This window comes from Marinactinospora endophytica, assembly GCF_054780875.1.
This window is the reverse complement of the sequence record NZ_BAAGVM010000013.1, coordinates 1-25,250: the sequence shown is the minus strand read 5'-3', so window position 1 is coordinate 25,250 and position 25,250 is coordinate 1. Positions and strand designations below refer to the sequence as shown.

Annotated in this window: 18 protein-coding genes and 1 pseudogene; 12 read left to right on the top strand and 7 right to left on the bottom strand. The window is 74.4% G+C overall.

What is annotated here, in order from left to right:
* Nucleotides 1-42 precede the first annotated feature (42 nt).
* Nucleotides 43-645, bottom strand: a complete 603-nt coding sequence (locus tag ACYVHU_RS21640; RefSeq protein ID WP_078760819.1) for a dihydrofolate reductase family protein — start codon at nt 643-645, stop codon at nt 43-45.
* Nucleotides 646-1,079: 434 nt separating this feature from the next.
* On the opposite strand from ACYVHU_RS21640, the gene ACYVHU_RS21635 reads away from it, so the two are divergent.
* From ACYVHU_RS21635 to ACYVHU_RS21615, 5 genes are all read left to right on the top strand, one after another.
* Entirely contained in the window at nt 1,080-2,039 is a 960-nt protein-coding gene (locus ACYVHU_RS21635; RefSeq protein WP_159457229.1) for an ABC transporter substrate-binding protein, read from the top strand.
* Between the two features lie 200 nt (nt 2,040-2,239).
* Nucleotides 2,240-3,976 carry an ATP-binding cassette domain-containing protein gene (locus ACYVHU_RS21630; RefSeq protein WP_078760822.1) on the top strand — a complete coding sequence of 579 codons (1,737 nt, stop codon included), beginning with the start codon at nt 2,240-2,242 and terminating at the stop codon, nt 3,974-3,976.
* Nucleotides 3,973-5,811, top strand: coding sequence for an ABC transporter ATP-binding protein (locus tag ACYVHU_RS21625; RefSeq protein ID WP_078760823.1), 1,839 nt, complete (start codon nt 3,973-3,975; stop codon nt 5,809-5,811). The genes ACYVHU_RS21630 and ACYVHU_RS21625 overlap by 4 nt, the downstream gene beginning before the upstream one ends.
* Nucleotides 5,812-6,339: 528 nt before the next feature.
* Entirely contained in the window at nt 6,340-6,936 is a 597-nt protein-coding gene (locus ACYVHU_RS21620; RefSeq protein WP_078760824.1) for a sugar O-acetyltransferase, read from the top strand.
* Complete coding sequence (locus ACYVHU_RS21615) at nt 6,929-7,531, top strand: TetR/AcrR family transcriptional regulator (RefSeq protein WP_078760826.1); 603 nt, start codon at nt 6,929-6,931, stop codon at nt 7,529-7,531. The genes ACYVHU_RS21620 and ACYVHU_RS21615 overlap by 8 nt, the downstream gene beginning before the upstream one ends.
* Before the next feature lie 394 nt (nt 7,532-7,925).
* Here ACYVHU_RS21615 and ACYVHU_RS21610 read toward each other — a convergent pair whose 3' ends face one another.
* Nucleotides 7,926-10,322: a tetratricopeptide repeat protein gene (locus tag ACYVHU_RS21610; protein WP_498949400.1), complete on the bottom strand. Its 2,397-nt coding sequence runs from the start codon at nt 10,320-10,322 to the stop codon at nt 7,926-7,928.
* Nucleotides 10,323-10,889: 567 nt separating this feature from the next.
* On the opposite strand from ACYVHU_RS21610, the gene ACYVHU_RS21605 reads away from it, so the two are divergent.
* Nucleotides 10,890-12,395 carry a DNA-3-methyladenine glycosylase 2 family protein gene (locus ACYVHU_RS21605; protein WP_078760829.1) on the top strand — a complete coding sequence of 502 codons (1,506 nt, stop codon included), beginning with the start codon at nt 10,890-10,892 and terminating at the stop codon, nt 12,393-12,395.
* A complete protein-coding gene (locus tag ACYVHU_RS21600; protein ID WP_078760830.1) occupies nt 12,392-12,940 on the top strand; it encodes a methylated-DNA--[protein]-cysteine S-methyltransferase in 549 nt (182 codons plus the stop codon). The genes ACYVHU_RS21605 and ACYVHU_RS21600 overlap by 4 nt, the downstream gene beginning before the upstream one ends.
* 10 nt (nt 12,941-12,950) lie before the next feature.
* Here ACYVHU_RS21600 and ACYVHU_RS21595 read toward each other — a convergent pair whose 3' ends face one another.
* Nucleotides 12,951-13,748: an NAD-dependent protein deacetylase gene (locus ACYVHU_RS21595; protein ID WP_078760967.1), complete on the bottom strand. Its 798-nt coding sequence runs from the start codon at nt 13,746-13,748 to the stop codon at nt 12,951-12,953.
* Between the two features lie 541 nt (nt 13,749-14,289).
* Nucleotides 14,290-15,084, bottom strand: a complete 795-nt coding sequence (locus ACYVHU_RS21590; protein WP_432940114.1) for an alpha/beta fold hydrolase — start codon at nt 15,082-15,084, stop codon at nt 14,290-14,292.
* A gap of 1,048 nt (nt 15,085-16,132) precedes the next feature.
* Between ACYVHU_RS21590 and ACYVHU_RS21585 the strand changes: the two genes are divergently transcribed.
* The gene (locus tag ACYVHU_RS21585) at nt 16,133-16,456 is read left to right on the top strand and encodes a thioredoxin family protein (RefSeq protein WP_078760832.1); all 324 of its coding nucleotides are present in this window, start codon (nt 16,133-16,135) and stop codon (nt 16,454-16,456) included.
* A gap of 264 nt (nt 16,457-16,720) precedes the next feature.
* On the opposite strand, the gene ACYVHU_RS21580 is transcribed toward ACYVHU_RS21585, so the two are convergent.
* Nucleotides 16,721-17,029, bottom strand: a complete 309-nt coding sequence (locus ACYVHU_RS21580; RefSeq protein ID WP_235000823.1) for a GNAT family N-acetyltransferase — start codon at nt 17,027-17,029, stop codon at nt 16,721-16,723.
* Nucleotides 17,030-17,060: 31 nt separating this feature from the next.
* Between ACYVHU_RS21580 and ACYVHU_RS21575 the strand changes: the two genes are divergently transcribed.
* The 4 genes from ACYVHU_RS21575 to ACYVHU_RS21560 all read left to right on the top strand — a co-directional run bounded on the left by ACYVHU_RS21575 (nt 17,061) and on the right by ACYVHU_RS21560 (nt 21,946).
* Nucleotides 17,061-18,080 (top strand): helix-turn-helix domain-containing protein, encoded by a 1,020-nt coding sequence (locus ACYVHU_RS21575; RefSeq protein ID WP_078760834.1) that lies wholly within the window; start codon nt 17,061-17,063, stop codon nt 18,078-18,080.
* 548 nt (nt 18,081-18,628) lie between these two features.
* Complete coding sequence (locus tag ACYVHU_RS21570) at nt 18,629-19,318, top strand: hypothetical protein (protein ID WP_144390007.1); 690 nt, start codon at nt 18,629-18,631, stop codon at nt 19,316-19,318.
* Nucleotides 19,315-20,589, top strand: a complete 1,275-nt coding sequence (locus ACYVHU_RS21565; RefSeq protein ID WP_498949398.1) for a hypothetical protein — start codon at nt 19,315-19,317, stop codon at nt 20,587-20,589. Before ACYVHU_RS21570 ends, ACYVHU_RS21565 begins: the two co-directional genes overlap by 4 nt.
* On the top strand, nt 20,579-21,946 hold the full coding sequence (locus tag ACYVHU_RS21560) for a hypothetical protein (protein ID WP_498949397.1): 1,368 nt from the start codon (nt 20,579-20,581) through the stop codon (nt 21,944-21,946). Before ACYVHU_RS21565 ends, ACYVHU_RS21560 begins: the two co-directional genes overlap by 11 nt.
* Nucleotides 21,947-22,802: 856 nt before the next feature.
* On the opposite strand, the gene ACYVHU_RS21555 is transcribed toward ACYVHU_RS21560, so the two are convergent.
* Nucleotides 22,803-23,918: an NAD(P)-dependent alcohol dehydrogenase gene (locus tag ACYVHU_RS21555; protein ID WP_498949396.1), complete on the bottom strand. Its 1,116-nt coding sequence runs from the start codon at nt 23,916-23,918 to the stop codon at nt 22,803-22,805.
* Nucleotides 23,919-25,062: 1,144 nt separating this feature from the next.
* A pseudogene (locus tag ACYVHU_RS21550) lies at nt 25,063-25,230 on the bottom strand (BldC family transcriptional regulator); the annotation flags it as partial.
* Nucleotides 25,231-25,250 lie beyond the last annotated feature (20 nt).

Genomic DNA, 25,250 nt, shown 5'->3' with positions numbered 1-25,250 from the left:
GTTGCGGCGGGGCGTCCACCGCCTCGGGAACCCGGGGCCTTCTCACGTATCGGTGGCGCGACGCCGGGAGAACCAGGTGACCATGACCCCGTTGTCGAACGCCTTCCGGTCGGTGACGTCGAAGAGGGTGGGGTCGAATTCCCCGTCGAAGACGGGGACGCCCGCTCCCGCGACCACCGGGTAACTCTTGATGATCATCCGGTCGATCTCGGGGAGGAGCGCCCCCGCGATCTGGCCGCCACCGCACAGCCAGATGTCCTTGCCCTCCTCCTTCTTGAGCGCGCGGACCAGGCCGAGGGGGTCGCTCTCGACCACGGTCACGTCCGGATGGGGGCTGTCGCCCAGCGTGCTGGACACCACGTACTGGCGTAGGTGGGCATAGGGGCTGGTGATGCCCTCCTGCAACGCGGGCTGGTAGCCGCCCAGGCCCATCACCACGGTGTCGAAGCGGACATTGGGGGCGTCGGTGAGACCGAACAGGTCCCGGGCGGCGGTGGGGACGGTCTCGGGAAGGTGCTCGTTCATCCAGGTGCTGTAGGCGGTGGCCTGTTCCCCCTCGCCCTGGGGGAAGAAGTCGTATTCGCCCCGCGGGCCCGCGATGCGGCCGTCGATGGTGACGGCGATGTAGTAGACGAGCTCGCGCATATTTACCACTCCAAGCGTAGTGCTTTGTCTGTCGTGGAACCATAGCGACATGCGCGCCGAAAAGCGATCTTTTTTGCGGGGGGTCGGACGCCGGGCGGTGGCGGGGTGCTGATCCGATGCCGAGCCGGACCTCCCTGGAGTGGGCCCCGTTCCGCCGGGATCGGCGTGTGATGAGGCGGGGCGCGCCCCGCCCGTGGTGTTCCCCCATGGGGCCGGCCGGGCCGATGCTGCGCGGGCGCCGAGGTAGGTGAGGGTCCCGCCGGAGGGGCCGTCGCGTCCGGGGCGGTGGCGCGCGGCCCGTGAGGAGGCCCGGGAGGGGGCTCCCGCCCTTCGTCGCTGTAAGGTTAGCCTTGCCTATTTCAATGGGATGTGAGGCGGCCTACATGATCTTCCCGACGGCGTCGCCCCGGCGCGGCCGACGGTCCATAATGCCGGTGGCCGGGACGGGCGCCCTCGTTCTGCTCTCGGCGTGCGGCACGGCCGTGCCCACCGAGGACGAACGGCCGGCCGAGGGCTGGAGCTTCAGCGACGGCGCGGGCAACGAGGTGACCCTGGACGAGCACCCCCAGCGGGTCGTGGCCTACTCCGGCGTCGCCTCCGCCCTGTGGGACTACGGCTACGAGGTCGTGGGCGTCTTCGGGCCGGTGACGACCGCCGGTGGACAGCCCGACCCGCAGATCGGGGACGTCGACACCGAGCGGGTCGAGGTCATCAGCGAGACCTACGGCGAGATGAGCGTCGAAAAGCTCGCCTCCCTGGAACCCGACCTCATCGTCACCCACGCCTACGACGACCTCGCCTGGTACCTGCCCGAGGAGGTCGACCAGATCGAGGCCGTCGCCCCCCTCCTGCGGATCCAGGTCACCGGGGCCGGCGCGGAGGAACTGCTGGCCGACCACCTCGACCTCGCCGTCGCCCTGGGTGCCGACCCCCACGGCGAGGCCGTCGCCGGCGCCCTGCACGACTTCGACGCCTCCCTGGCGGAACTGTCCGCGGCCACCGAGGACAGGCCCGCCCTCAAGGTCGTCGCGGTCTCGGCCTCCCCCGAGAACCTCTACGTCGCCAACGCCGCGGCAGGCGGCGACCTGGAACTGTTCGCCGAACACGGGGTCCGCCTCCCCGAGACCGACGCCCCCGACACCGACCAGTTCGAGGAACTGAGCTGGGAGGAGGCCGACAAGTACCCCGCCGATCTGCTCCTCCAGGACTCCCGGCCCACCTCCACCCCCCTGGCCGACCTGGCCGACCAGCCGACCTGGCGCACCCTGCCCGCGGTCGAGGCCGGACAGGTCGGCGCCTGGGCCGCGGAGACGCCCTACAGCTACACCCGCTACGCCGAGGTCGTGCGCGCCCTCGCCGCCGACATCAGCGAGGCCGAACCCCTGGAGCACTGAACCCCGGCGGACTTCTCCCGAATGCCCGGGAAACGGGAATCCGGGTTAGGTTCTCCTTGGTCGTGAAACGCCGAAACGGCCGGGGAGGGGCGGGCGCGACAGCGTCGTCCCCGCCCCGGCCCCACCCGAAGGGAAGGTCGCCCCGTGAACCCCCACCGTCAGCCCCGTCCGGCCCCGACCCCCGTGCCGGCGGGCCGGCGATGAGGGACCCGAACAAGCCCTCCGGCGGCGGACGGCTGCTGACCCGCGCCCTCGTCCGCAACCGCGGCCGGCTGGCCGCCGGCGTCGTGGGAACCTCCCTGCACCAGGTCGCCGAGGCGCTCGTGCCGGTCGCCATCGGCCTCATCATCGACCGCGCCGTGGCCACTGGAGACGGAAGAGCGCTCGCCATATCGGTGGCCGGCCTGGCCCTGCAGTTCACCGTCTTGACCCTCTCCTGGCGCTACGGCGCCCGCTCCCTCGTCGCCGCGATCCAACTGGAGGCGCACCGGCTGCGGGTCGAGGCGGCCGAGCGCATGATGGACGCCCGCCGCCAGGACACCGGGATGCGCGCCGGGGAACTGCTCGGCATCGCCACCTCCGACGCCGACCGCATGGCCCGGCTGCTGCACTTCGTCCCCGCCGCCCTCGCCGGCCTGGCCGGCCTCGCCGTCGCCGCGACCACCCTGCTGAGAATCGACACGGTGCTGGGCCTGGGCGTCCTCGTCGGCGTCCCCCTGCTGGTCGTCCTCACCCAGCTGCTGGGCCCCACCCTGACCCGGCGGGCCGCCTCACAGCAGGCGGCGGCCGCCGAGACCACGGCGCTGGCCAGCGACCTGATCCGCGGTCTGCCCGTGCTGCGCGGGATCGGCGCCGAAGAGCACGCCGCCGACGGCTACCGGCGATCCAGCGGCGCCGCGCTGCGCGCCGCGCTGGGCGCCGCAGCCCCCTCCGGCGCCTACTTCGGCGTCACGACGGCCGGCGGCGGGCTGCTGCTGGCGGCCGTCGCCGCCTTCGCCGGCTGGGCCGCCCTGGAGGGGCGGATCAGCGTCGGAGAACTGATCACGGTGGTGGGCCTGGCGCAGTTCATCACCGAACCGGTGCGCGAACTCGGCCTGTGCGGACACGGCATCGCCGTGTGCCGGGCGTCGGCGCACCGCCTGGCGACCGTGCTCGACGCACCGTTCCGGCTCACCCCCGGCGACCTCGACGGCGGCGACGCCACCCGGATCGAGCTCCACGGGATCCGGCACGGTTCGCTGCGCGGACTCGACATGACCGTCCACGCCGGAGAGTTCCTCGGCGTCGTCGCCCACGACCCCGCCGACACCCGCGCCCTGCTCGCCCTGCTGGCCGGGCGCGTCCCACGGCAGGACTACGAGGGGCGGATCACGGTCGGCGGTGTCGAGGTGGAGCGTCTCCGCCTGGACGCGGCCCGCCGGACGATCCTCGTGGAACCCCACGACGTCGACCTCTTCGAGGGGACGTTGCGCTCCAACATCCTGCTGGAATCCCCCGATGGCGCCGAGGACGGCGACACCGAGGCCGTCCTGCTCACCGCGCTGCGCGCCACCGCCGCCGACGAGGTCGCCCGCGCCCACCCCGACGGCGTCGACCGCCGGATCACCGACCGCGGCACCACCCTGTCAGGAGGCCAACGCCAGCGGCTGGCCCTGGCCCGGGCGATCGCCGCCCGCCCGCCCGTGCTCGTCCTGGACGAACCCACCACAGCGGTGGACGCCGTGACCGAGGAGACGATCGCCCACGGCCTGCGCCAGGCCCGCCACGGCGCCACCGCCCCTGCCGGCCAGGCCACCGTCGTGGTCACCAACAGTCCGGCCCTCCTCGCCCACGCCGACCGGGTCCTGGTGCTCGCCGACGGCGTGGTCGCGGCCGAGGGCACCCACGCCGAGCTCGTCGCGACCGACGACGCCTACCGGAAGGCGGTGCTGAGATGACGGCCGACGCCACGCCGACACGGGAGGGCGCCGACGCCTCCCCCTCCTCCCACCGACTCCTGCCGATCGCCACGGCGCGCGCCACGCTGGCCCTCGTGCTGACCGAGCTGCGCGCCGTCCGGGGAATGGCGCTGGTCGCCCTGCTGGTCTCACTGGCCGCCAACACGTGCGCGCTCGTCGCGCCGTGGGTGCTCGGCCTGCTCGTGGACGCGGTACGGCAGGGGACCGACACCACGCATGCGGCGTGGACGGCGGTGGTGATCGCCGCCGCCGCGCTCCTCGGCGGCGCGCTCACGGCGCTGGCCTTCACCCTGCTCGCCCGCACCGGCGAGACCGTCTTGGCCCGGCTGCGCGAACGGGTGGTGCAGCGGGCGTTGCGGCTGCCCGCGCCCCTGCTCGCCCGGCTCAGCGCCGGTGACCTGCTCAGCCGGGTGGGCGACGACGTGGCCGTGGTCGCCGAGACGCTGCGGGAGAAGGCGCCGATGCTCATCTCGTCGCTGTTCACCGCGGTGCTCACGATGGGCGGGCTGTTCGCCCTCGACTGGCGGCTGGGCCTGGCCGGCCTGTGCTCGCTGCCGGTCTACGCGGGGGCGTTGCGCTGGTACCTGCCGCGTTCGGCCCCGATGTACGCCGAGGAACGCGCCGCCATGGGCGAACGCGCCCAGGCGCTGGTGGGGTCGCTGCACGGTGTGGAGACGGTGCACGCCTACCGGCTGCACCGGCACCGCCTGGAGCTGGTCAACGAGCGTTCCGCCGCGGCGATGGGCATCACCAACCGGGTGTTCCGCCTGTTCTGCCGTTTCGGCAGCGGCATGAACGCGGCCGAGTGCGTCGGTCTGGCGGCGATCATGACGGTCGGCTTCTTCCTGGTGGACGCCGACGTGGTGACGGTGGGGGCCACCACCACCGCGGCCCTGTACTTCCACCGGCTCTTCGGCCCGCTGGGGGCGATCATGACGTCCTTCAACGACGTGCAGTCGGCCGGCACCAGCCTGGCGCGTATGGCGGGCGTGGCCGCGATCCCCGACCCCGGGCCGCCGCCCGTCGCGCGACGGCCGGCGGACTCCGGTGTGGAGATCCGCGCGGTGGGCCACCGCTACGACGACGGGCCGATCGTGCTGGAGGACGTCACGCTGCGCATCGCGCCGGGGGAGCGGGTGGCGCTGGTCGGTGGCAGCGGCGCCGGCAAGACCACCCTCGCCTCGATCGTCGCCGGCCTGATCACCCCGGCCCGCGGGGAAGTGCTGCTCGGCGGCGTCCCGGTGGAGGAGGTCCACCCCGATCTCCTGCGCCGGCACCTGGCGCTGGTCAGCCAGGACACCCACGTCTTCGCCGGGACGCTTGCCGACAACGTGCGCCTCGCCGTCCCCGGGGCGAGCGACGAACAGGTGGTCGCCGCGCTGGCCGCCGTGGGCGCCCACGACTGGGCCACCACGCTGCCCGCGGGCATCCACACCGAGGTGGGGGAGAACGGCCTGCGCCTCACCGCCCACCAGGGCCAGCACCTGGCCCTGGCCCGCCTGGTGCTGGCCGACCCCGCCGTGGTGGTGCTCGACGAGGCGGGGGCCGAGGCGGGCAGCGCCGGCGCCCGGATCCTGGAGCACGCCGCCGTGGCGGCGACCGAGGGACGCACGGCGCTGGTGGTCGCGCACCGCCTCCAGCAGGCGGTCGGGGCCGACCGGATCGTGGTGCTGGAACAGGGCCGGGTGGCCGAGACCGGGACGCACACCGAGCTCGTCGCCCGCGGGGGCCGCTACGCCGCGCTGTGGGCGGCCTGGCACGACGGCGAGCGGGCCGAGGACGCCGGTCAGGTCTCCCAGCAGGCGCCCGCCTGAACGGTGGGGCGGCGGGGACTCCCCGCCGCCCCACCCCTTTCCCATCCCCGATCGGGTCCCGTCCGCGGGAGAGGGCGGGACCGCTTGCGCGGAACGCTCCCGGCCGGCGCGGACCGTCCCGCGTTTCCGGCGCCGGCCGGGCCGGCCTGCTACCGCGGCGGTCCGGTCACCGCCCGACCGGGGGAGTCCCGTGCCTTCCGTCCCTCGTGGGAGCGCCGCCGGGGAGTCGGGGACGGGCCTTGTCGCCCGGCGGCCGATGTCCGAGCCCATCGGGACGTCCCGGCTCCGCCCGGCTCTTCGCGCCTTCCGGGTCCCGGCCCGCGGGGCCTTGTGCCGCGCCCCTGCGAGGCCGCACCGTCCTCCCCATGCCAGGGCGTCCGCCTCGGCGTGGGATCGGCGGCGATCCGCTCCGCCGCGGCGCGGTCACAGTGGAGCGAGATCGGGGCGCGGGCGCCGCCCCGGTCGGCGATTGTGTCCTGATCCGGCGTTCACGCCCCGGCCGCGCACATCATATGTACGATCGTACGCATGGTGAAGGATTACTTCGCGGGGGACCCGCGTACCAACCGGGAGCGCATGCTCGCCGGGGACCTGTACATCTCCGACGATCCAGAGAACGCCCGCCTCGCGCAGCGCGGGGTGCGTCTACAGGAGGCCTACCGGGCCGCAGCGGCACAGGAACCCGAAGCGGCCATCCCGATCCTGGCGGAGCTGCTCGGCACCCTGGGCGAGGGCGCCTTCATCAAACCCCCGCTCTACGTCGACTACGGGGAGAACATCCACGTCGGAGCACGCACGTTCGTCAACTACAACCTCGTCGCCTTGGACGTCGCGCAGATCCGCATCGGCGCCGACTGCCAGATCGGTCCGAACGTGCAGCTGCTGACCCCCACCCACCCGATCGCCCCGACCCCGCGCCGCGACAAGCTGGAAGCGGCCAAGCCGATCACCATCGGCGACAACGTGTGGCTCGGCGGCGGCGTGATCGTCTGCCCGGGCGTGACGATCGGGGACAACACCGTGGTCGGGGCGGGATCCGTCGTCGTCAAGGACCTGCCGGCCAACGTCGTGGCCGTCGGGAACCCGGCGCGGGTGGTGCGCGAGATCTCCGACGACGATGCCTGAGACCGCGGACGGGCCCGGGACGACTGAAGACCCGGCCGCGCCCGGCCGGCGCACGCGGCGCAACGACCCCGAACGGCGTGATCGCATCATCGACGCCTGTCTCGACGTCATCGTCGAACGGGGGGTGGCCGGGGCCTCGCACCGCAAGATCGCCGAGGCCGCCGGGGTGCCGCTGGGGTCGATGACCTACCACTTCGACGGGATGAACGAGCTGCTGCGCGAGGCGTTCCACCGGTTCGCGCTCGGCGTGTCCGACCGGTTCGAGCGGCGCATGGCCGAGGCGGCCGACGCCCAGGAGGCCGCGGCCGCGGTGGTCGCGCTGGTCACCGGTGACGTCCTGGCCACCCGGCGTGACCTCGTGCTGACCAGCGAGCTGTACACCCTGGCGGCGCGCGAGCCGGAGTTCCGGGACCTGACCAACCGGTGGATGGCCCGTTCCCGGGCCGCGCTGGGACGCCACTTCGACCCGGTCACCGCCATCATGCTGGACGCCCTGATCGAGGGGCTGACCCTGCATCGGGGGCTGGACACCGACCCCTACGACGCCGCCGTCGTGGTCGAGGCCGTCGAGCGGATCGTCCGGTCCGGGGACTGAGAAAGACCACGGAGCGGGGAACGGCTTCGACCTGTCCGGCCCCGGGAGGAGGGGTGACGCCGCTTACGGCCGTGCTCGATACCCCGCGCGGCCGGATGCCCCGGGCCGGGAGCGGCCCGGGGACCGCGGCGGTCTCGCGCCTTCAGGAGCCATCCGGCCGGGCGCATCGGCCGAATCCACCGGGCGCCGCCCGGTGCGGGAACGGGGAGGTGGAACCCCGGAGCGGCCCGGGGACCGCGCTGGTCGCCCGGACGGCGCGCCCGATCGGTTTCCGCCGAGGCCGACGGGAGGTCGCGGCCGGCCCCTCGGCGGCGTGACCGACGATCCCGCGGCGGCCGTTGAGGCGGGTCGGCCCGCCACGTCCGGGGCTGCCCTCGGTGGGGCGGCGCGCCGGTCAGGAGCCGCCGTCCTCGCCCTCCTGGGCGGTGTCGGCGGCGTGTCGGTAAGCCTGCTCGGCCTCGGAGCGGCGTCCCTGCTCGGCGAGCAGTCTCTCCAGGCCGTAGGAGGCGAAAGCGTCGCCGGCGTCGATGGCGCGTCGGTACCATTCTTCGGCTTCGGAGTGGCGTCCCTGCTCGGCGAGCAGGTGGGCGAGGGTGCTCAGGGCTCCTGTGTCCCCGGCGTCGATGGCGCGCCGGCACCGTTCCTCGGCCTTGTCGAAACGTCCGTGCCGGACGAACAAGAGATTCAGGTTGCTTTCGGCGTATTTGTCGCCGCTGTCGATGGCGCGGAGGTACCACTCCTCGGCGTCGTCGAAGCGTCCCTGGTCGGCGAACAGGTTGCCGAGGCTGATGAGGTGCCGGGTATCGCCGGCGTCGATGGCGCGTCGGTACCATTCCTCGGCTTCGGAGTGGCGTCCCTGCTCGGCGAGCAGGTGGGCCAGGGCGGTCGGGGCGTCGGTGTCCCCCGCGTCGATGGCCCGGCGGTACCACGCCTCGGCCTCGGCGAGGCGCCGGAGGTCCTGGAGCATCCGGCCGAGCGCGTACGGTGCGATGGGGTCCCCGCTGTCGGCGGCGCGTTGGTACCACTCCTCGGCCTCGGCGAAGCGCTCCTGGTCGGCGAGCAGCTGGCCGAGAAAGCCCGGGGCGTGGAGGTCGCCCGCCTCGACCGCCCGCAGGTAGACCTCCTCCGCCTCCACCCGGCGATCCTGGTGTTCCAGCAGCGAGCCCAGGGTGAGCAGGGCGTGGGGGTCCCCGCTGTCGGCGGCGCGGCGGTACCACTCCTCGGCCTCGGCGAGGTCGCCGCGGTCGTGGGCCCAGTAGCCCATGAGGAACAGGGCGCGGGGGTGGCCGGTCCGGGCGAGGGGCTCGCAGACGGTCGCGGCGAGGTCACGGTGGCCGGCGTCGTCGGCGTTGTCCGCGATGGCGAGGCGTTCGTCGTCGGCGGCGGCGTGGTCGAGCGCGGCCGCCCAGACCGACAAGGGGACGGGGGAGGCGGTGGCCTCGACGAGATAGTCGAAGGGCCACCAGCGTTCGCCGGCATCGTCGGCGGGGACGAGCAGGCCGCTGGCTCCCAGGTCGCCCGGCCGGCACGCCCACTCCAGTGCCTGCTCGAAGGGCTCGGGGCGCAGCGCCGCCAGTCCGGCCATGTAGATCTGGTGGGTCCTCTCCAGCAGGGAGGGGGTGGGGGCGGTGAGCAGGCCGGTGCGGTCCAGGTCCACCGCGGCGGCGACCACGGCGTATCCGCGCGGGTGGCCGCCCCGGGCGGTGGAGCGTCGGGCGTCGCGCCAGGCCCGCAACAGTTCGGGGCCGGCGGCCAGGTACTCGGCGATCCCATGCGTCCCATGGTGGGCCGCGGCCTCGACCAGCCGCCCGTCCCCGGTCTCGGCGGCCCGCTCGGTTTCGGCGTCGCTCCAGACGCGCTCCAGGCCGACCCGGATGAAGCGTCGCAGCAGCGCGGCGTCGTTCTCCCGCCTGCCCCGCCCCTCCAACCGGTATCCGCCTCCATCGGAGGCCGTGGTGCGGTAGGCGTCGGCGTACTCGGCGCGCAGGGTGGCCGCCACCACCGCCCCGCATCGCAGGAACTCGCCCAGGACCCGTTCGGACAGGCCGCGCCGGCCCTGGCCGAGAAACCGGTTCATGTCGTCCAGCCACACCACGGCGCCCTCCCGGGGTGGGGACGAGGCCAGGTGGGCGGCCAACTCACGCAGGTCGTCCCCTGGAACGGGGGCGTACAGGCGCCGGTGGGGCAGGGTCCGCCGCAGGACGTGCAGCAGGGCGCGGGTCTTGCCCGCGGTGGAGTCGCCCTCCACTACCACCGCCCCGCCGCGCTCGCCCGCGCGGAGGAGGAGCCCTTCCAGCTCGGCGTCGACGTCACGGGCCACGTAGGGCGGCAGGTCGCCCCCGTCGTCACCCCGCCGCGCCGGGTGCACCCCCAGCGCGCGGGGGTCGGCCTCGACCATCGGCGTCGACATCCCCGCCCAGTCCGCTGCCCCCTCACGGAGAGCGGGGCCGGGTGGGTCCGCCGGCGGCCGGATGATGTTGATGGTCTCGGCGCTGTAGGTGTCGCCGTGGCGGCCGACCTCCGACAGGGCCGCATTCACGGTCTCGGCCTGTTGGGACGCGCCGCTGTTGGAACCGATCCGGTTCGCCGTGGTCCGGGCCGCCGGCCGGCCGGGGTCGGGGCGTGAGCGGGGGCGGGCCAGGAGCAGGGCGAGGACCAGCGAGGGAACCGCGATGACGAAGGAGCCGGCGCCGGCGATCCACGAGAGGGTCTCCAGGTCCGACAGGAACAGCGCCACGGCCAGCCCGATACACGCCACGGCCGCCGATCCGCCCACCCACACCCAGCGCATGCCCCGATTCTGGTCGAACCGGTCCGCCCACGGTAGTCCCGCTGCGAGCCGACGGGCTGGGGGATCCCGTCGATGACGACCTCACCGCCCGGTCCCGTGGCGGGGCGGGGGTGTGGCTCGCACGGCGATCACGACCGCGGCAGCCCCCGCGGCCGGGACCGCCTCCCAGGTCAGCGCGGAGCGGGCCGATGGCCAGGCTCCCGCCGGCGTCGGGCCGGGACCAGGCCCGACGCCCTCGGAGCCGACGCGTGTCCCCGGCGCGGCCGTACCCCGATCCGCGTGGAAGCTTCACGTGCGGCCGTCCGCCTCGCCCGTGAGCCGGTGCCGCGCCCGCCGGAGCGGGCGGGCGCGGCGGCTGCGTCGATGTGGCGCTCGGCCCGTCCCGCGCCTCCCGGAGGGCGGATCGCCTCCGTCCCGGGTCGGCCATGGGCGCTTCGTGAGGGAGAGGCCCCGTCCCGCTCCCTAGGGTGGGACGGCGTGACGAGCTCGTGGCCGCGTCCCGCCCGCCCGCACGGCGATGTCGTTTTTCCGCCAGTGTCCCGGGTGCGCATCGGCGATGCTGGACGCATGCACGAAGACGTGGAACGGTGCGCGCGGGCGGTGCGCTCCCGTGACGCCAGGTTCGACGGCTGGTTCTTCACCGCCGTCCTGACCACCGGCATCTACTGCCGGCCGAGCTGCCCGGCGCGCACGCCCCACCCGCGCAACATGCGCTTTTACCCCAGCGCCGCCGCCGCGCAGCGGGCCGGCTTCCGCGCATGCAAGCGGTGCCGCCCCGACGCCAGCCCCGGTTCGCCCGAATGGAACCACCGGGCCGACGTCGTGGCCCGCGCGATGCGGCTGATCGCCGAGGGAGTGGTGGACCGGGAGGGGGTGAGCGGCCTGGCCGCCCGGCTCGGCTACAGCGTCCGCCAGCTCGAACGCCAGGTGCGCGCCGAGCTCGGCGCGGGACCGCTGGCCCTGGCCCGGGCCCAGCGCGCCCAGACCGCCCGGCTGCTGGTCGAGACCACGGCGCTGCCCATGGGCGACGTCGCCTTCGCCGCGGGTTTCTCCAGCATCCGCGCGTTCAACGAGACCGTGCGCGAGGTGTTCGCGGTCTCCCCGACCGGGCTGCGCGAGCGCGCCGCGCGCGGCCACGCCCCGGCCGGAACCGGGACGCTGTCGCTGCGGCTGCCGTTCCGGGCCCCGCTGTGCCCGGACAACCTGTTCGGGCACCTGGCGGCCACGGCCGTGCCCGGCGTCGAGGAGTGGCGCGACGGGGCCTACCGGCGCACCCTACGGCTGCCCGGCGGCCCCGCCATCGTCGCGCTGAGCCCCCGACCCGATCACGTGGCCTGCACGCTCACCCTCACCGACCTGCGTGACCTGCCCGCGGCGATCAGCCGGTGCCGCTGGACGCTCGACCTGGACGCCGACCCCGTCGCGGTGGACGACCTGCTACGCGCCGACCCGCTGATGGCGCCGCTGGTGGAGCGGGCCCCCGGCCGCAGGGTCCCCCGCTGCGCCGACGGCGCGGAGATGGCGGTGCGCGCGGTCCTCGGCCAGCAGGTCTCCACGGCCGCGGCCCGCACCCACGCGGCCCGGCTCGCCACCGCGCACGGGGAACCGGTCGACGACCCCGCCGGCGGGCTCTCCCGCCTGTTCCCGCGCCCCGAGGCGCTGGTCGCCCCCCAACCGGGGCCGGCGCTGCCGGCGGCGCGCCGCGCGACGCTCGCCGCCCTGGCCGAGGCCCTCGCCTCCGGGGAGCTGGACCTCGGGCCCGGCGCCGACCGGCAGGAGGCGCGCGCCCGCCTGGCCGCGCTGCCCGGCGTCGGAGCCTGGACGGTCGATACGATCGCCATGCGTGCGCTCGGCGACCCCGACGCTTTCCTCCCCACCGACCTGGGCGTGCGCCGCGCGGCCCAGGGCCTGGGGCTGCCCGCCACGCCCGCGGCCCTCGCCCGGCGCTCCGCGGCCTGGCGCCCCTGGCGCGCCTACGCCGTCCAGTACCTGTGGTCCACCTCCGACCACGAGATCAACCGTCTGCCCGGGACCACCGGGGAGGCACCCGTCATGGAAGAGGTTCCCGCATGACCACAGCCGACAGGACCACGGGGCGCGCGCACACCGTGCTGGACAGCCCCGTCGGTCCGCTCACCCTCGTCGCCGAGGACGGCGCCCTGACCGGCCTGTACATGGAACGGCAGCGGCACCGCCCGGCCGACACGCTGTTCGGCGAGCGCGTCGAGGGGGAGGCCGTGCCCGTCCTCTCCGCCGCCGCCGAGCAGCTCGCCGCCTACTTCGCGGGGGAGCGCAGGGGGTTCGACCTGCCGTTGCAGCCGCGCGGCACCGTGTTCCAACGCCGCGTCTGGGCCGCACTGCGCGACATCCCGTACGGGACCACGCTCACCTACGGCCGGCTGGCCGAGGAGATCGGCAGCCCGGGGGCCTCGCGCGCCGTGGGGCTGGCCAACGGCAAGAACCCGATCGGGATCGTCATCCCCTGCCACCGGGTCGTCGGCTCCGGCGGCTCCCTGACCGGGTACGGCGGCGGGCTGGAGCGCAAGCGCTTCCTGCTCGACCTCGAAGGCGCGGGTGTGCCGGCCCTCGCACCGGCGGGGGTGGACACGCTGTTCTGAACCGGCCCCCTCAGCCGGTGTAGGCCGCCACGAGGGCGCGCAGCGCCGGCGAGCAGCCCGCGTCGACGGTCAGTGTCGCGATCGCGTCCGCCCGGGTCGCGCCCCGGTTGAGGATCACCACCGGCTTGCCCTGGTCGGCGGCGCGCTTGACGAACCGCCGGCCCGAGAGCACGGTCAGCGACGAGCCGGCGACCAGCAGGGCGGCGGCCTCGTCGACCAGCCGGTACCCCTCCAGCACGCGCTCCTTGGGAACGTTCTCCCCGAAGTACACGATGTCGGGTTTGAGCATCCCGCCGCAGTCCGCGCAGTCGGCCACCCGAAACCCCTCGGTCGAGGCCAGGACCGCGTCGGCGTCGGGGGCGACCTCGACGTCGGCCACGGCGTCGGCGAAGTCCGGGTTCAGCTCGGTGAGGCGGGCGTCCAGCCGTCCACGGGGGATCACCCGCGCGCACGACAGGCACACCACCCGGTCGTAGCGGCCGTGCAGGTCGATGACCCGCCTGCTGCCGGCCATCTCGTGCAGGGTGTCCACGTTCTGCGTGATCACCCCGGACAGCACGCCGGCGGCCTCCAGCTCGGCCAGCGCGCGGTGACCCTCGTTGGGGCGGGTCCGGTGGACGTGCCGCCAGCCGACGTGGTTGCGGGCCCAGTAGTGCCGGCGGAACGCGGGGTCGCCGACGAACTGCTGGTAGGTCATGGGCGTGCGCGGAGGGGAGCCGGGACCCCGGTAGTCGGGGATCCCCGAGTCCGTGGAGATGCCCGCGCCGGTCAGCGCGAGCACCGGTCCTTCGCCGAGGACCTCGCGCATCCGGACGGCGACGGCCTCCAGGTCGAGCGTGTCGGTCACGGTTACGAGGGTAGACGCCGGCGGACGCCCGCCGGTCGCGGCCTCTCCCGCCGCCGGCCTCCGCCGGATCCGGCTCCAGGGCCGCGTTCCCCGGCGCGTCGCCGTCCCCACAAGAAGCCCCGTCGCCCCGGGGCTCCCCGCCGGCGAACACCGGACCGCGGAGCCGGCAGGACGGCGACCTCACCCGCGGTCCGGGACCGCGCGGCGCTCCGGCCCGACGCCGCGCGGGTTCCCGGCCGACCGGCGCCGGCCCCGGTGAACATGTGCAGGGGGAGGACAGGCCGTCCTCGATGACGTCGCCGGACGACCACGGTCGGACGTGCGGGCGCGGCGCGGATCGCGTCGCCGAACCGCATTTCGGTGGAAACGGTGGTCCTCGGGGCGGGGCCTCCCCTCGCCGGGCCGCGGGCGCGGCAGGGGACGCCCGCCCCGGCTCGGCCGCGCGGGCGGGGCGAGGAGAACGGCACCGGGGGCAGGAGCGCGTCCGAGGCCGGGACGGTCCTCACCCCTCCCGGAGGAAGGTCACGACCAGGCGGCTGGCCAGGGGACGGAACTCCTGGAAGTAGGCGTGGCGGGCGCCGGGCAGCAGCTCCACGCGGGCGTCGGGAATCCGTGAGGCGAGGAGCCCGGCGTTGTCCGAGGGGACCATCTCGTCGGCGTCACCGTGCAGGATCAGGGTGGGGGCGGTGATCTCCTCCAGGACGTCCCAGGCGTCGTGCTCGTCGCTGGCCACCAGATGCCGCCGGCGTGCGTGCGGAGGCATCTTCGCGGAACCCACGACGGTGAAGGGGCCGCGATGCCCGGCCCGCCACGACGGCGTGTACATCAGGTCGAGCAGGGTCTCGCGGGCGACCTTGGGGTCACGGTGGCCCAGGGCGCGCCTGACCCGTTGGTCCCGTTCCCGGGCGTGGCGGCCACCGGGCGAGGTACACCCCAGCACCAGCCGGCGGACCCGTTCGGGATGGCGCGCCGCGATCCACTGGGCGACCCGACCGCCCATGGAGGTGCCGTAGACGTCGGCCCGTTCGACCCCCAGCCGGTCCAAGACGGCGATCGCGTCGTCGGCGAACCCGCGCGTGGAGTAGTGCGTGTCGGGCGCGTCGCTGTCGCCGGTACCCCGGTAGTCCATCGTGATGGTGGCGTGCGTGGCGTGGAAGTCCTCCCGGACACCGTCCCACCAGTGGTGGTCGTTGGCCTGGCCGGCGAGCAGGAGCAGGGGAGGGCCGTCGCCGTGCCGCTGGTAGGCCAGCGCGGTTCCGTCCTGGGCGCGGGCGTACCCGTTCTCCCTGGGTGTCATGGTCGTTCTCCTCGGGGGTGGGGTTCGGGGGAGCGAGACCTCCCCCGGCCTTCGGCGCGGTGCCGTCGCGGGGGGCGGCGGAGGGCCGCCCGTGCGGGCGGCGTGGACCCATCGGGGCAGCTCCTCGGCAACGGCCGCCACGGCGCCGGCCGGGCGCCCGGCTGGGGGCATCCTGGAGGGCGTGCCATCCCTCGGGCCACACGGCGGCGCCCGCTCGACGCTGACGACGGCCCGTCGAACCGGGGGCTCGCGTCACCAGGGTGTCACGTCCGGAGGGGGAGCCCGCGCCCGGTGCCAGGGCACCGCCATGCCGGGGAAGCCGGGGCGTTCCGCGTGGCCGGACCGGTCCAGGGCGCCCGCCGCGTCCGCCCCCGGCCCGGGCGGGGAGGCGGGGCGCCCGCCTCCCCGCCCGGGCCGGCGTGTCCGTCCACGGCCCCACCCCGAGGCGGCGGCCACGCCTACGACCTCCTCGCCCGGCCGCCGGACCGGTCTCGCGCCGTCGCCCGTTTCCGGCGGGGACGGTCCGGGCGGGTGCCCGCCGTCGGCACCACGGCGCAGACGTCTGCCTGGCCGGGCATCCGTGCCGCGCCGCGCGGTTCAGGGCGGCGCGGCCGATGTGAGGTGACGCGCTTCGAGCCGCCCGCCGACGGGTGAGCCGGCCCGCCCGCCGCACCCGCCTCGGGGACCCGACCGTCCGGGGTGCGTCCTTTGCCGGTGGGGCGGCGCGGACGGTGTCACGGCATCCGGCCGGTCCCCGTCCTGTGGTCGGGGCCGTGGGAGGTCGTCCCCGAGGGGAGCGACGGCTCCGCTTCCGGCCTGTCTTCGAGAATGCCAAATCGGGACGGAAGCGCAGGAAGCACTTCCCGTCCTGGAAAACGCGGACGCGCGGGCCGGAACACGGCTACATTGCTCCTGTCCGGCGGGTGGGCGCGCGTCCACGCCGATCCCGTGCCGTCCCCGAGACACGGCCGCCCGTGGGGCGGACCGGACACCGGTCACGGCCGCCCGCGCGCCGCGCCCGTCACCGCACCCCGGGAACGAGGAGCACATGGCCGACGTCCACCAGGTCACGACCGCCACCTTTGACGACGAGGTGACCAAGGCGACCGAACCGGTCCTGGTCGAGTTCTGGTCCGTCGGCTGTCCGGCGTGCCGCGTCGTGGCCCCGACCGTGCGGGCCGTCGCCGAACGGTACGAGGGCCGCGCCAAGGTCGTCCGGGTGAACGTCGACGAGAACCCCGCCAGCGCCCTCGAACACGGTGTCAACGGCCTCCCCCTCCTCGTCCTCTTCAAGGACGGCGCCGAGGTCGATCGCGTCCTCGGTACGGCGACCGCCTCGAAACTGGAGGCGATGATCGACCGCGCGCTATGAGGACCGCCGGCCCTGGGACCGGGAGACCCGGCCCGTAGGACATACGGCTCGCCGTGATCCCTCGCCGGGCACGACGCCGCTGCCGGCCCCGGCACGGCCCCCGGGCGGCGAGTGTCTCCACGGCGGAAGATGGGGAAGGCCACCCGCGCCGCTCGCTCGGCGTTCGGCGGTTGGTCGAGCAATGCCCGCAGTGCCACACGAAGCGCCTCATCCGGATCACCGAGCGAGGCCCTGCCGTATGCGGCTACTGCGCTGTGGAGGCCGTCATTGGAACTTCTGCTTGACCAGCGAAGGCCCCGGGAGGTCGGCGGGGACCGCGTCCATGTGGACCTCGTTCACTCGCTGCCCGAGCCACACGTTCGAGTCGCGGCGGATGCCCTGTCGCTTGAACCCCGCCTTCTCATAGGCCCGGATCGCTCCAACGTTGGGTTCGCGCACGGTCAGCCAGACGAACGCCATGTTCGCGACGTGGAAGGCCCGGTCCAGGACGAGGCGGGTGGCCTCGGTGCCGATGCCCCGGCCGCGGATCGGCCGCTCGTCCCGCGGGCAGGCGGCCCACGGCCGGGCTTGCATCTCAAGCCGCTTGAGGCGCCACAGTGGCCCCATGAGCGACCAAGGGCTGTACCCCATCGGAGACGCCGCGCGCCGCAGCGGTCTGAGCGTCAGCGCCGTCCGGTTCTACGCCGAAGCCGGACTCATCGAACCCACGACCGTGACCGAGACGGGCCACCGGCTGTACGACATCGACGCCATCGCCCGGCTGGAGTTCGTCCGCACCCTGCGAGAACTGGACACGGGCCTGGACGACATCCGCCGGCTGATCGAAGGCGAGACGACCCTGCACGATCTCCTCACGGCGCACCTGGCGATCGTGGAGCGCCAGGAGCGCACCCTACGGGCCAGACGGGCCGTGCTGCGGACCCTGGTCAAGCAGCGCGGCACGGTCGCGCGGGCGGCCCTGATGCACCGGCTCGTGTCGATGTCCGACGAGGAGCGCGAGCGGCTCATCGACGACTTCTGGAACGACGTCGGCGAGGGACTCGACGTCCCCGACGGTTTCGTCGACCGGTTGCGGACGATGCGGCCGGTCCTGCCCGAGGACCCCACCGCCACCCAGCTCGAAGCCTGGATCGAGCTGGCCGAGCTGGTGCGGGACCCGGGCTTTCGCACCGAGGTCCGCGCCCACCTGCGGGAGACCTACTCCGACGATCTGGGCCGGACCATGGCGAGCGAGCCGTTCCAGGAGTTCATCCACAGCAGCGGGAGCCGGCTCATGGAGGAGGTCATCGCCGTCTACCGCGCCGGGGAGTCCCCCCGATCCCCGCGGGCGCAGGAGGCCGTCACGCGCTTCGCCGAGGCGGCCGCGGCGCTGTCCGACACCCCGCTCGCCCCTCATGTCCGGGAGCGGATGGCCGACGGGTTCCTCCAGGCCCCCGGGCTCCTGCGCGAGATCGCCGAAGAGGAGGCCGCGGGGGAGGCCCCCGGCTACGACGACACCTACGGCCGCTACCTGTCCCTGGTGGCGGTGGTCAACGGGAACGCGCCCGAGGAGGAGCAGGACCTTCTTCCGGTCCTCTACACCTGGATCGCCGAGGCGCTGCGCGCCCCGCTCACCGGGGCCTGAGTCCCCGCCCCGAGCGTCGAAGGCCGCGGCCCGCCGCGCCGCCTCCAGGCCGGCGCGGCCCACGCCGCGGGGGCGTCCGAGCGCCCGCGGCAGCCGCGTGCCGTCCGGATCTCCTGCTCCGCCTCCCCGCTCCGCAGCCCGGGGGCGTGGGCGCGCAATGGCGGAGCCGGGGCGGGGCGGCCGGGGTGGAGGTGAGGGAGGCACCCCGCGTCGCCCTCCTCACCCACCGGGAAATCCCCGTCGCAAAGGCCGAGGGCTCCGCCCGGCCGTGGCACCGGCGGAGGCGTCCTCGCCTGACGGACGCCTGGTCCCGCCTCCCGGGAGGCGGCACGCGCGCCCCCGGGAGGCCGGTGACGGGCACGGCCGTCCCCTCCGGTCCCTGGAGCGGCCCGGAGGGCCTGGGGGAGGCCCGCCGCCGTCGTGGCGCGTTCGGGCGGGGGCCGGCGCCCCGCCCGGACAGTGAGGGGGGTCCGGCGCTCCGATATCCTCCCGATGTGTTCCGGGTACCCCTCAGGCCGGTCGCCGCGGGCCTCCTTGCGTTGACGGGCGTGGCGGCCGTAGCCACCCCCGTGCAGGCCGACGCCGCGTCGACCGCCTCCGCCCATTTCGCCGCCGAGCTCATGGAACAGCCCGCGGGCGAGGCGGTCGTGGTCAGCGACGCCCTCGCCGGCGACTACGACCTCGGCCTCCTGGAGGAGAGTCTGCGCCGCTCCTTCGCGCGGCTCGACGTCCCCCACTACGTCATCGCCGGGCCGCTCATCGACTCCCCCACCAGCTGGAGGGACGTGCCCGCGATCGTGCACGACCGCATCGGAGCGGACGGGATCTACGTCTACCTCGGCCCCCTGAGCAGCCTCCACGCCGAGAGCTACGGCGTGGACCTGCCGGTGGACGACGCCGAGCTGGTCGTCAACGACCACCTCGACTACGACACCGCGATCGGCGCCACGGGGGCGGACTTCGTCGACCTCCTGCTGGATCCCGAGGTCACCGCGATGGCCGAGGAGGTCCGCTCCGGTTACGCCACCCCCGAGGACGTGGGGGGCGAGGGCCCCGTCGAGTCGTTCCTGGAGGACATCGACCCGCGCCGGCACAACGGCGCGGCCAACCTGGGCTTCCTCGCCGGCACGCTCGCGGGCGCCGCTTTGACCGCGGGCGGCATCGCCGTCCTGGTCCGCCGCGACCGAGCCAAGGCCGCCGAGGAGAAGGCGGCGACGGCGAAGGGGAGACGCGCATGAGCACGCGGGCGAGGCGGGCGGTGATCACCACGCTCGCCGTCCTGGCCCTGCCGGTCCTGATCATCGGGGCGTCCCTGGTCTACCTGTTCGGCGTCCCCGACCCGAACGCCTCGGACGGCGGGCTGCGGAGCGGGACGCCTCCGACGGAACCGCCCTACGTCGCCGACACCACGCGCGTCGAGCGTGTCGCCGACAGCCTGCGTGACCTCCCCCTCTACGTCGATCCGCTGGCCGAGGGGCCGCGCACCGGGCTGGACGCCGTCGCCGAACGGGTCGCCGACAGCGACATCCCTGTCTACGTCGCCGTCTTGCACATGGGCGGCGAGGACGAGTCGGACGGCGAGCCGGAGCTCTTCGCCCACGCCCTCCACCATGTCCTGGGCGAGGACGGGATCTACCTGGTCGTGCACCCCTCGGCCTACGACGTCCAGATGGTCGCCGTCCCGTTCGGCTACGCGCTGGACCTGACCGGCCAGTACGAGATCTCCTCCCCGGATCTGGTGGAACCCACGGCGGCCGAGGCGCTGATGGAGGCGCTCGACACCATCGAGGACACCCCGGGGATCGTGCCCGACGGCTCCTCCCCCGAACCCGACCCCTTCCTCTTCGAGGAGCCCGTTCCCGCCCGGCTGCCGGAGTACCTCTCCAACATGCTGCCCGCGCTGCTCCTCGGCAGTGTCCTTTGCAGCCTCGTCTTCGGCGTCGGCCTGCTGGTGCGCATGACGGCGCGCGCGGTGTCCCGGGCCCGTTCCGACAAGGAGAAGCGGCCCACTGTCCCGGCCCACCCGGGACGGCGCCGGCTGGAACGCATCGCCGACGAGGAGACCGCGGCCCTCAACGCCGCGGTCGGCCAGGCCGGCCCCGACCACCCCCGGATGCCCCAGGCGATGGCGGCCCTGGACGCGGCGCTGCTGGTGCGCGCCGAGGAACCCGACGAGCTGGACCTCGTCGGCGTGATCGTGCTGCTGCGCGGCGCGCGCGAACAGCTCGACAGGAGGTCGGTCCGGCCGCGCCCGGTGTGCATGAACCACCCGCTGCACGGGTCCACCACCGAGAAGAGGCGCAAGATCCCCGGAGTGGGCAACGTCTACCTGTGCGCCGACTGCATGAACCTGACCAAGGCCGAGCGGGAGCGCCGCGCGCTGCGCGTGTCCGACGGCACCTCGGTCGTCCCCCACCACACCCTCGACCGGGTGTGGGTGCGCGCCCAGTACGGCGTACGGGGGGCGCCGCTGGCGGAACAAGTCCTGGAGGAACTGGGTGTGCACTGACCGACGGCGTGTGGTGGGCGCGCTTCCGATGACCGTCGCGCTGGCCGTGGCGCTGTGGACCCCGCCCGCCTTCGCCGCCGCCCCGGCCGCGGCGCCCCAGGGCGGCGAACAGGGACGGACCGAGCAGATCGTCTCCTCCCTGCGGGAATCCCCGATCTATGTCGACCCCTCCTACGCCTCGGCGATGCCGGAGGAGCAACGGCGCGAACTGGCGGAGGACATCCAAGACAGCGGGGTCCCCCTCTACGTGATCATGGTGCCGTTGATCCACGGGGGCGCCTGGCAGGGCGACGCCGGGGAGCTGATCGCCGCCGTCCACGACCGTCTGGGGGTGGACGAGGCCCACTACCTCGTCACCGACCAGTACGGGTTGGAGGGCGAGGACATCACCCACGGCTCGCAGGACCCCGAGCACAGCGCCTTCTACGCCGCCATGGTCGCCGACAACGAGGCCGACTACGACGGGGCCGTCGCCGCCCGGGTCGAGCGGGCCGTCGAGGTGACCCTTTCCGGCGAGGCGGAGGAGATCTACGACCGTCTCTTCGCCGAGGCGTTGGCCAGTGCCGAGGCGGTGGAGGAGGAAGCGGCGGAACAGGCGGCCGAGGAGACGCCCGAGCCCTCCGAGGAGGAGGCCGGAGGCGACGGCACCGCGCTGTGGTGGGGGGCCGCGGCCCTCCTGGCCCTCCTCGCCTTCGGCGGAGCGTTCCTGGTGTGGCGGCGCAGAGCCCGGCGGCCCTCTCCCATCGCCTCCGCCCCGGTCTCGCACGCGGCGTTCGACAACGCCGAGCACGCCCGGCTGGACGGGCTCGCCGAGCGTATCCGCGCGGACCTGGTCGAGGTCGGCGAACGGTTGAGCGCGACGACCACGGGGGACAGGGGCGGCCCCGAGGCGGTGGAGGCGCTGCGCCTGGCCCTCGACGCCCACGCCGCGGCGGGGGCCGCCTACGACGCCATCGGCGACGGGCGCGCCGACCTCGCCGACGCCGCGGGCGCGCTGGTGCTGCTCGACGTCGCCGAGGACGCCATGGCCCGGGCCCGCGCCCTCGACGAGGGCCGGGTTCCGGCGGAGCCCCGCGCGCACTGCTACGCCAACCCCCTGCACGGGACCCGGACCACCCGCACGCGGTGGCGGGCCCTCGGTGAACGCCGCAGCATGGAGGTGCCGCTGTGCGCCGAGTGCGCCCGGCGGGTGAACTCCCGGTTGCAGCCGGACGCCCTGCGCGTCGAGCACGAGGGGCACATCGTCCCCTACTACGAGGTGCCCGCCGAGCAGAGCGTCTGGTCGGCCACCGGGTTCGGGGCGCTGCGCGACGACCTGGTCGCCCGGATCACCCGCGGCGACCTCTCCGCGTCCTGACGACGCCGGCGTTGCGGCGACGGTGGTCCAAGTCGGGGCCGAAGTGGGCGCGGCACTGGGCTGCAATGACCGGGCCAGAGCCCCGCTCCCCGGGAGGCCGCGTTCCCGAAGGCCGGGGATCTCGGCGGAGGCGGCGAAGGGGTCCGGTGGAGTTCCAGGGCGTGGCGGCAACACCGCCACTGGCCGCCGTGCGCTGTCAGGGGTTCAGCGAGGCGCCCGGCCGTGAGCCGCGTCGGGGACGACGGCTTTCAGCTCCTCGCGCGAGGGCCTGGACGCATCGCTGCCCTGCGGGAGGTATCGCCTGAGCGGGCCGCAGGTGTACTCGCCGGAGCCGTGCCGCCAGGAGTCGGGGGCGCAGAGTGAACCGGGATGTCGCCGGCAGGGGAACGCTTCGCGGGCGGCCGTCTTCGCGCCCTGGCGCCAGGCCGGCGGTCGCTTCGAACGGGGTGGCGGGGCGGTGTCCACGGAGGCGTCGCGCACGGCCGCCACGCTGTGCCCATCGGGTGGGCCAAGCAGCGTCACGTACCGGATGGCACGCTCGGCCAGGGGCCGATGGCCGACCGGGAATCCCGGGGCCCGACCAGCCCCGTATCCAGGCATCGCCGGCCGCCCGCCGGCCACGCCGCGGGCCGGCGGGAGAACCGTCCGGCGTTCTCGGGCCGGTTTCCTGGTCTCGAAGCCGTCCATCCTCCCCGCTCTTATGAGCGGGGTGGTGTGACGGCTCCTGGAACCCGGGTTCCTCCCGGTTCTTCACGCCCACACGGAGAACGTCCGGGCCGGCGTCGGCCCGGGCGGGACGGTTGGAGCGAGGGCCGGATCCGGAGTGTGTCGACGGACCCGGCCCCCGGGTCTGGGGTCAGGACGGGAAGCGCAGCACGGGCTTGAGCACCGCCCCCGAGGCGGCGTCGGCCGCGGCCTCGTTGATCTCTTCGGGCCGGTAGGTGCGGATCATCCGGTCGAAGGGCAGGCGCCCGGCGCGGTAGAGGTCCACCAGGGCCGGGATGAAGGTGAGCACGTCACTGTCGCCCTCGGTGACACCGCGGATGCTGCGGCCGTTGAGCAGGAAGTTGACGTCGAAGGTGCCGTCGGTGCCGGTGGCCGGAGCGCCCACGACGGCCACCGTGCCGCCGACCGCCAGGGAGTCGATCGCCTGGCGCAGCAGGGCGGGGACGCCGCTGCTCTCCAGGGCGTGGGTGAGGCCACGGCCGCCGGTGATCTCGGCGAGCCGCGCGGCGGTGTCCTCCTCACGGCCGTTGATGACGTCGGTGGCGCCCACCTCCAGGGCGAGCTCCAGGCGGGAGGGCACGATGTCGATGGCGATCACCCGGGTGGCCGGGGTCAGCGCGGCGGCCATGACGGCGGAGAGGCCGACGGCGCCGGCTCCGAAGACGGCGATGGTGTCACCGGCGCCCGGACGCAGCTCGTTGAGGATGGCGCCCGCGCCGGTCTGGACCCCGCAGCCGATCGGGGCGAGCAGGGCGAGTTCGTCCTCCCCCGAGGTCTCCACGGCGACGACGCTCCGCTCGTCCACCACGGCCCGCACGGAGAAGGAGGACTGGCCGAAGAACCGTCCGCCCAGCGGCTCGCCCTCCGGGGTGCTGATGGGCGTGGTGCCGTCGGGACGCCGACCGCCGAAGTTGCGCGCGATGAAGGTCTCGCAGTACCCGGGGTGACCGTGCTGGCAGGCGGAGCAGTGGCCGCAGGAGCTGAAGGACAGCAGCACGTGGTCGCCCACGGCAACGCGGGTGACGGCGGAACCGACCGCCTCCACCACGCCCGCGCCCTCGTGGCCGAGCACGGCGGGCATGGGGGTGTGCAGCTTCTCGTCACGGGTGGCCAAGTCGGTGTGGCAGATGCCCGCTCCGACGACGCGCACCACGACCTCGTCGGGGCGCGGGTCCTCCAGTCGGACGTTCTCCCACGTGAAGGTCCCGCTGCCGGGACGCACCACCGCGGCTCGGGTCTCGAACACGATGTCGCCTCTCCCTGGTCGGTCTGTGCCGGCGGAGCGGAAGCCCGTCCGGGGCGCGCCGCCGGCCTCGTCCGGTCCGGTGGGGCCGGGCGGAAACACGTTGTTTACAAAACGAACATATACCCCAAATATGTACAAAACATAACTTCTTCCCGGGAAAGAGTTGGGAAGTGGCCGACGCCACGGAGCCGCACGCGGGCCGCCGGGCCGGTCGTCCGCGCGCCGACGGCGCACGGACGGGCGAGGCGCTGCTTGGGGGAGGGGGAAACATCCGGAGCACCCCGATCCCATGCCCGCCCCTTCACCGTGCCGGTCCTCAACAGACCGGGCCTTTCTTGACCACGGCCCGGGACGGTGGAGCGGCCGCCGTGCAGGTGAGTTCGATGCTTGATCCGGGGCGTCACCGCTTCGCGCCCGTGGTGGAGCCGTCCACCGACCCGACAGACGCCGTTTCCGGCGTGGGACGCCGACCGGGAAGCGCGGTCCCAGGGAACGCCGCCGGCCGCCCCGTCGTGGGAAGGGTTCCATGCCGGTGGGCGGATCCCACCGAGGGCTCGGTGCCGAGAACGCCGAGGAGGGCCGAAGGCATGGCCTGGTCAGGTTGGAGCTGTCCGTGGTGTGGGGGCGTCTGTCCAGACGGGGAGAAGGCCCGTTTGGATTCCGATGCGGATCATCGTGGCGAGTTCGATGGTCACCACCTCATCCACTGTCTTGTCATCGAAGCCCGCACCACTCCGCTGGGCCGGTGCGGCCTTTAAGGGGTCCTGGGCGGGCGGGAGCGGCATCGTCCAAGACGGCGCGGCCATGCCCTGTGGGGCTGTTCGATCCTCTTGGTGGCGGCCTGGTCCGGGGGGCAGCCGCGCCGTGCGGACCGGGAACCGCTCCTGGGTCGTAGGCCGGATGTTGTTCCTGCTGGGGAGCTGATGTGGGCCCATCACCCGGCTCCCTCGGCGAGGGCGCGCACCGCCGTCTCCCGGTAGCATCGCCCTCGCCCGGCGGGGCGGATCGCGACCACGCCGCGCGCCGCCAGGTAGTCGTGGACCTTGCCGGCCTGCAGGCGAAGCAGGCTCGCCACCTCACCACCGGACAGGAGCCGTTCACCGTCATGGTCATATGCGGCGGGAGGCCCATATGCGCCGGTCTCGCCGGTGAGGAGGCCGTGGAGTTGGTCGGCGGGGTAGCGGCGGTGCCCGCCCGGGGTGCGGACCGAGGTGAGCCGCCCGGCTTTGGCCCAGCGGGTCACGGTCTTGGGATCCACCTGGAACAGGGCGGCCACCTCGGCGCGGGTCAACAGCGCCACGCCCGGGATCATGGCTCCTCCCCAACGGCGGG

Excerpts from the sequence above, each read along its gene's own strand:
- ACYVHU_RS21640 (WP_078760819.1), bottom strand. The coding sequence starts at position 645 with ATGCGCGAGCTCGTCTACTACATCGCCGTCACCATCGACGGCCGCATC.
- ACYVHU_RS21630 (WP_078760822.1), top strand. The coding sequence starts at position 2,240 with ATGAGGGACCCGAACAAGCCCTCCGGCGGCGGACGGCTGCTGACCCGC.
- ACYVHU_RS21625 (WP_078760823.1), top strand. The coding sequence starts at position 3,973 with ATGACGGCCGACGCCACGCCGACACGGGAGGGCGCCGACGCCTCCCCC.
- ACYVHU_RS21620 (WP_078760824.1), top strand. The coding sequence starts at position 6,340 with ATGGTGAAGGATTACTTCGCGGGGGACCCGCGTACCAACCGGGAGCGC.
- ACYVHU_RS21615 (WP_078760826.1), top strand. The coding sequence starts at position 6,929 with ATGCCTGAGACCGCGGACGGGCCCGGGACGACTGAAGACCCGGCCGCG.
- ACYVHU_RS21610 (WP_498949400.1), bottom strand. The coding sequence starts at position 10,322 with ATGCGCTGGGTGTGGGTGGGCGGATCGGCGGCCGTGGCGTGTATCGGG.
- ACYVHU_RS21605 (WP_078760829.1), top strand. The coding sequence starts at position 10,890 with ATGCACGAAGACGTGGAACGGTGCGCGCGGGCGGTGCGCTCCCGTGAC.
- ACYVHU_RS21600 (WP_078760830.1), top strand. The coding sequence starts at position 12,392 with ATGACCACAGCCGACAGGACCACGGGGCGCGCGCACACCGTGCTGGAC.
- ACYVHU_RS21595 (WP_078760967.1), bottom strand. The coding sequence starts at position 13,748 with ATGCGCGAGGTCCTCGGCGAAGGACCGGTGCTCGCGCTGACCGGCGCG.
- ACYVHU_RS21590 (WP_432940114.1), bottom strand. The coding sequence starts at position 15,084 with ATGACACCCAGGGAGAACGGGTACGCCCGCGCCCAGGACGGAACCGCG.
- ACYVHU_RS21585 (WP_078760832.1), top strand. The coding sequence starts at position 16,133 with ATGGCCGACGTCCACCAGGTCACGACCGCCACCTTTGACGACGAGGTG.
- ACYVHU_RS21580 (WP_235000823.1), bottom strand. The coding sequence starts at position 17,029 with ATGCAAGCCCGGCCGTGGGCCGCCTGCCCGCGGGACGAGCGGCCGATC.
- ACYVHU_RS21575 (WP_078760834.1), top strand. The coding sequence starts at position 17,061 with ATGAGCGACCAAGGGCTGTACCCCATCGGAGACGCCGCGCGCCGCAGC.
- ACYVHU_RS21565 (WP_498949398.1), top strand. The coding sequence starts at position 19,315 with ATGAGCACGCGGGCGAGGCGGGCGGTGATCACCACGCTCGCCGTCCTG.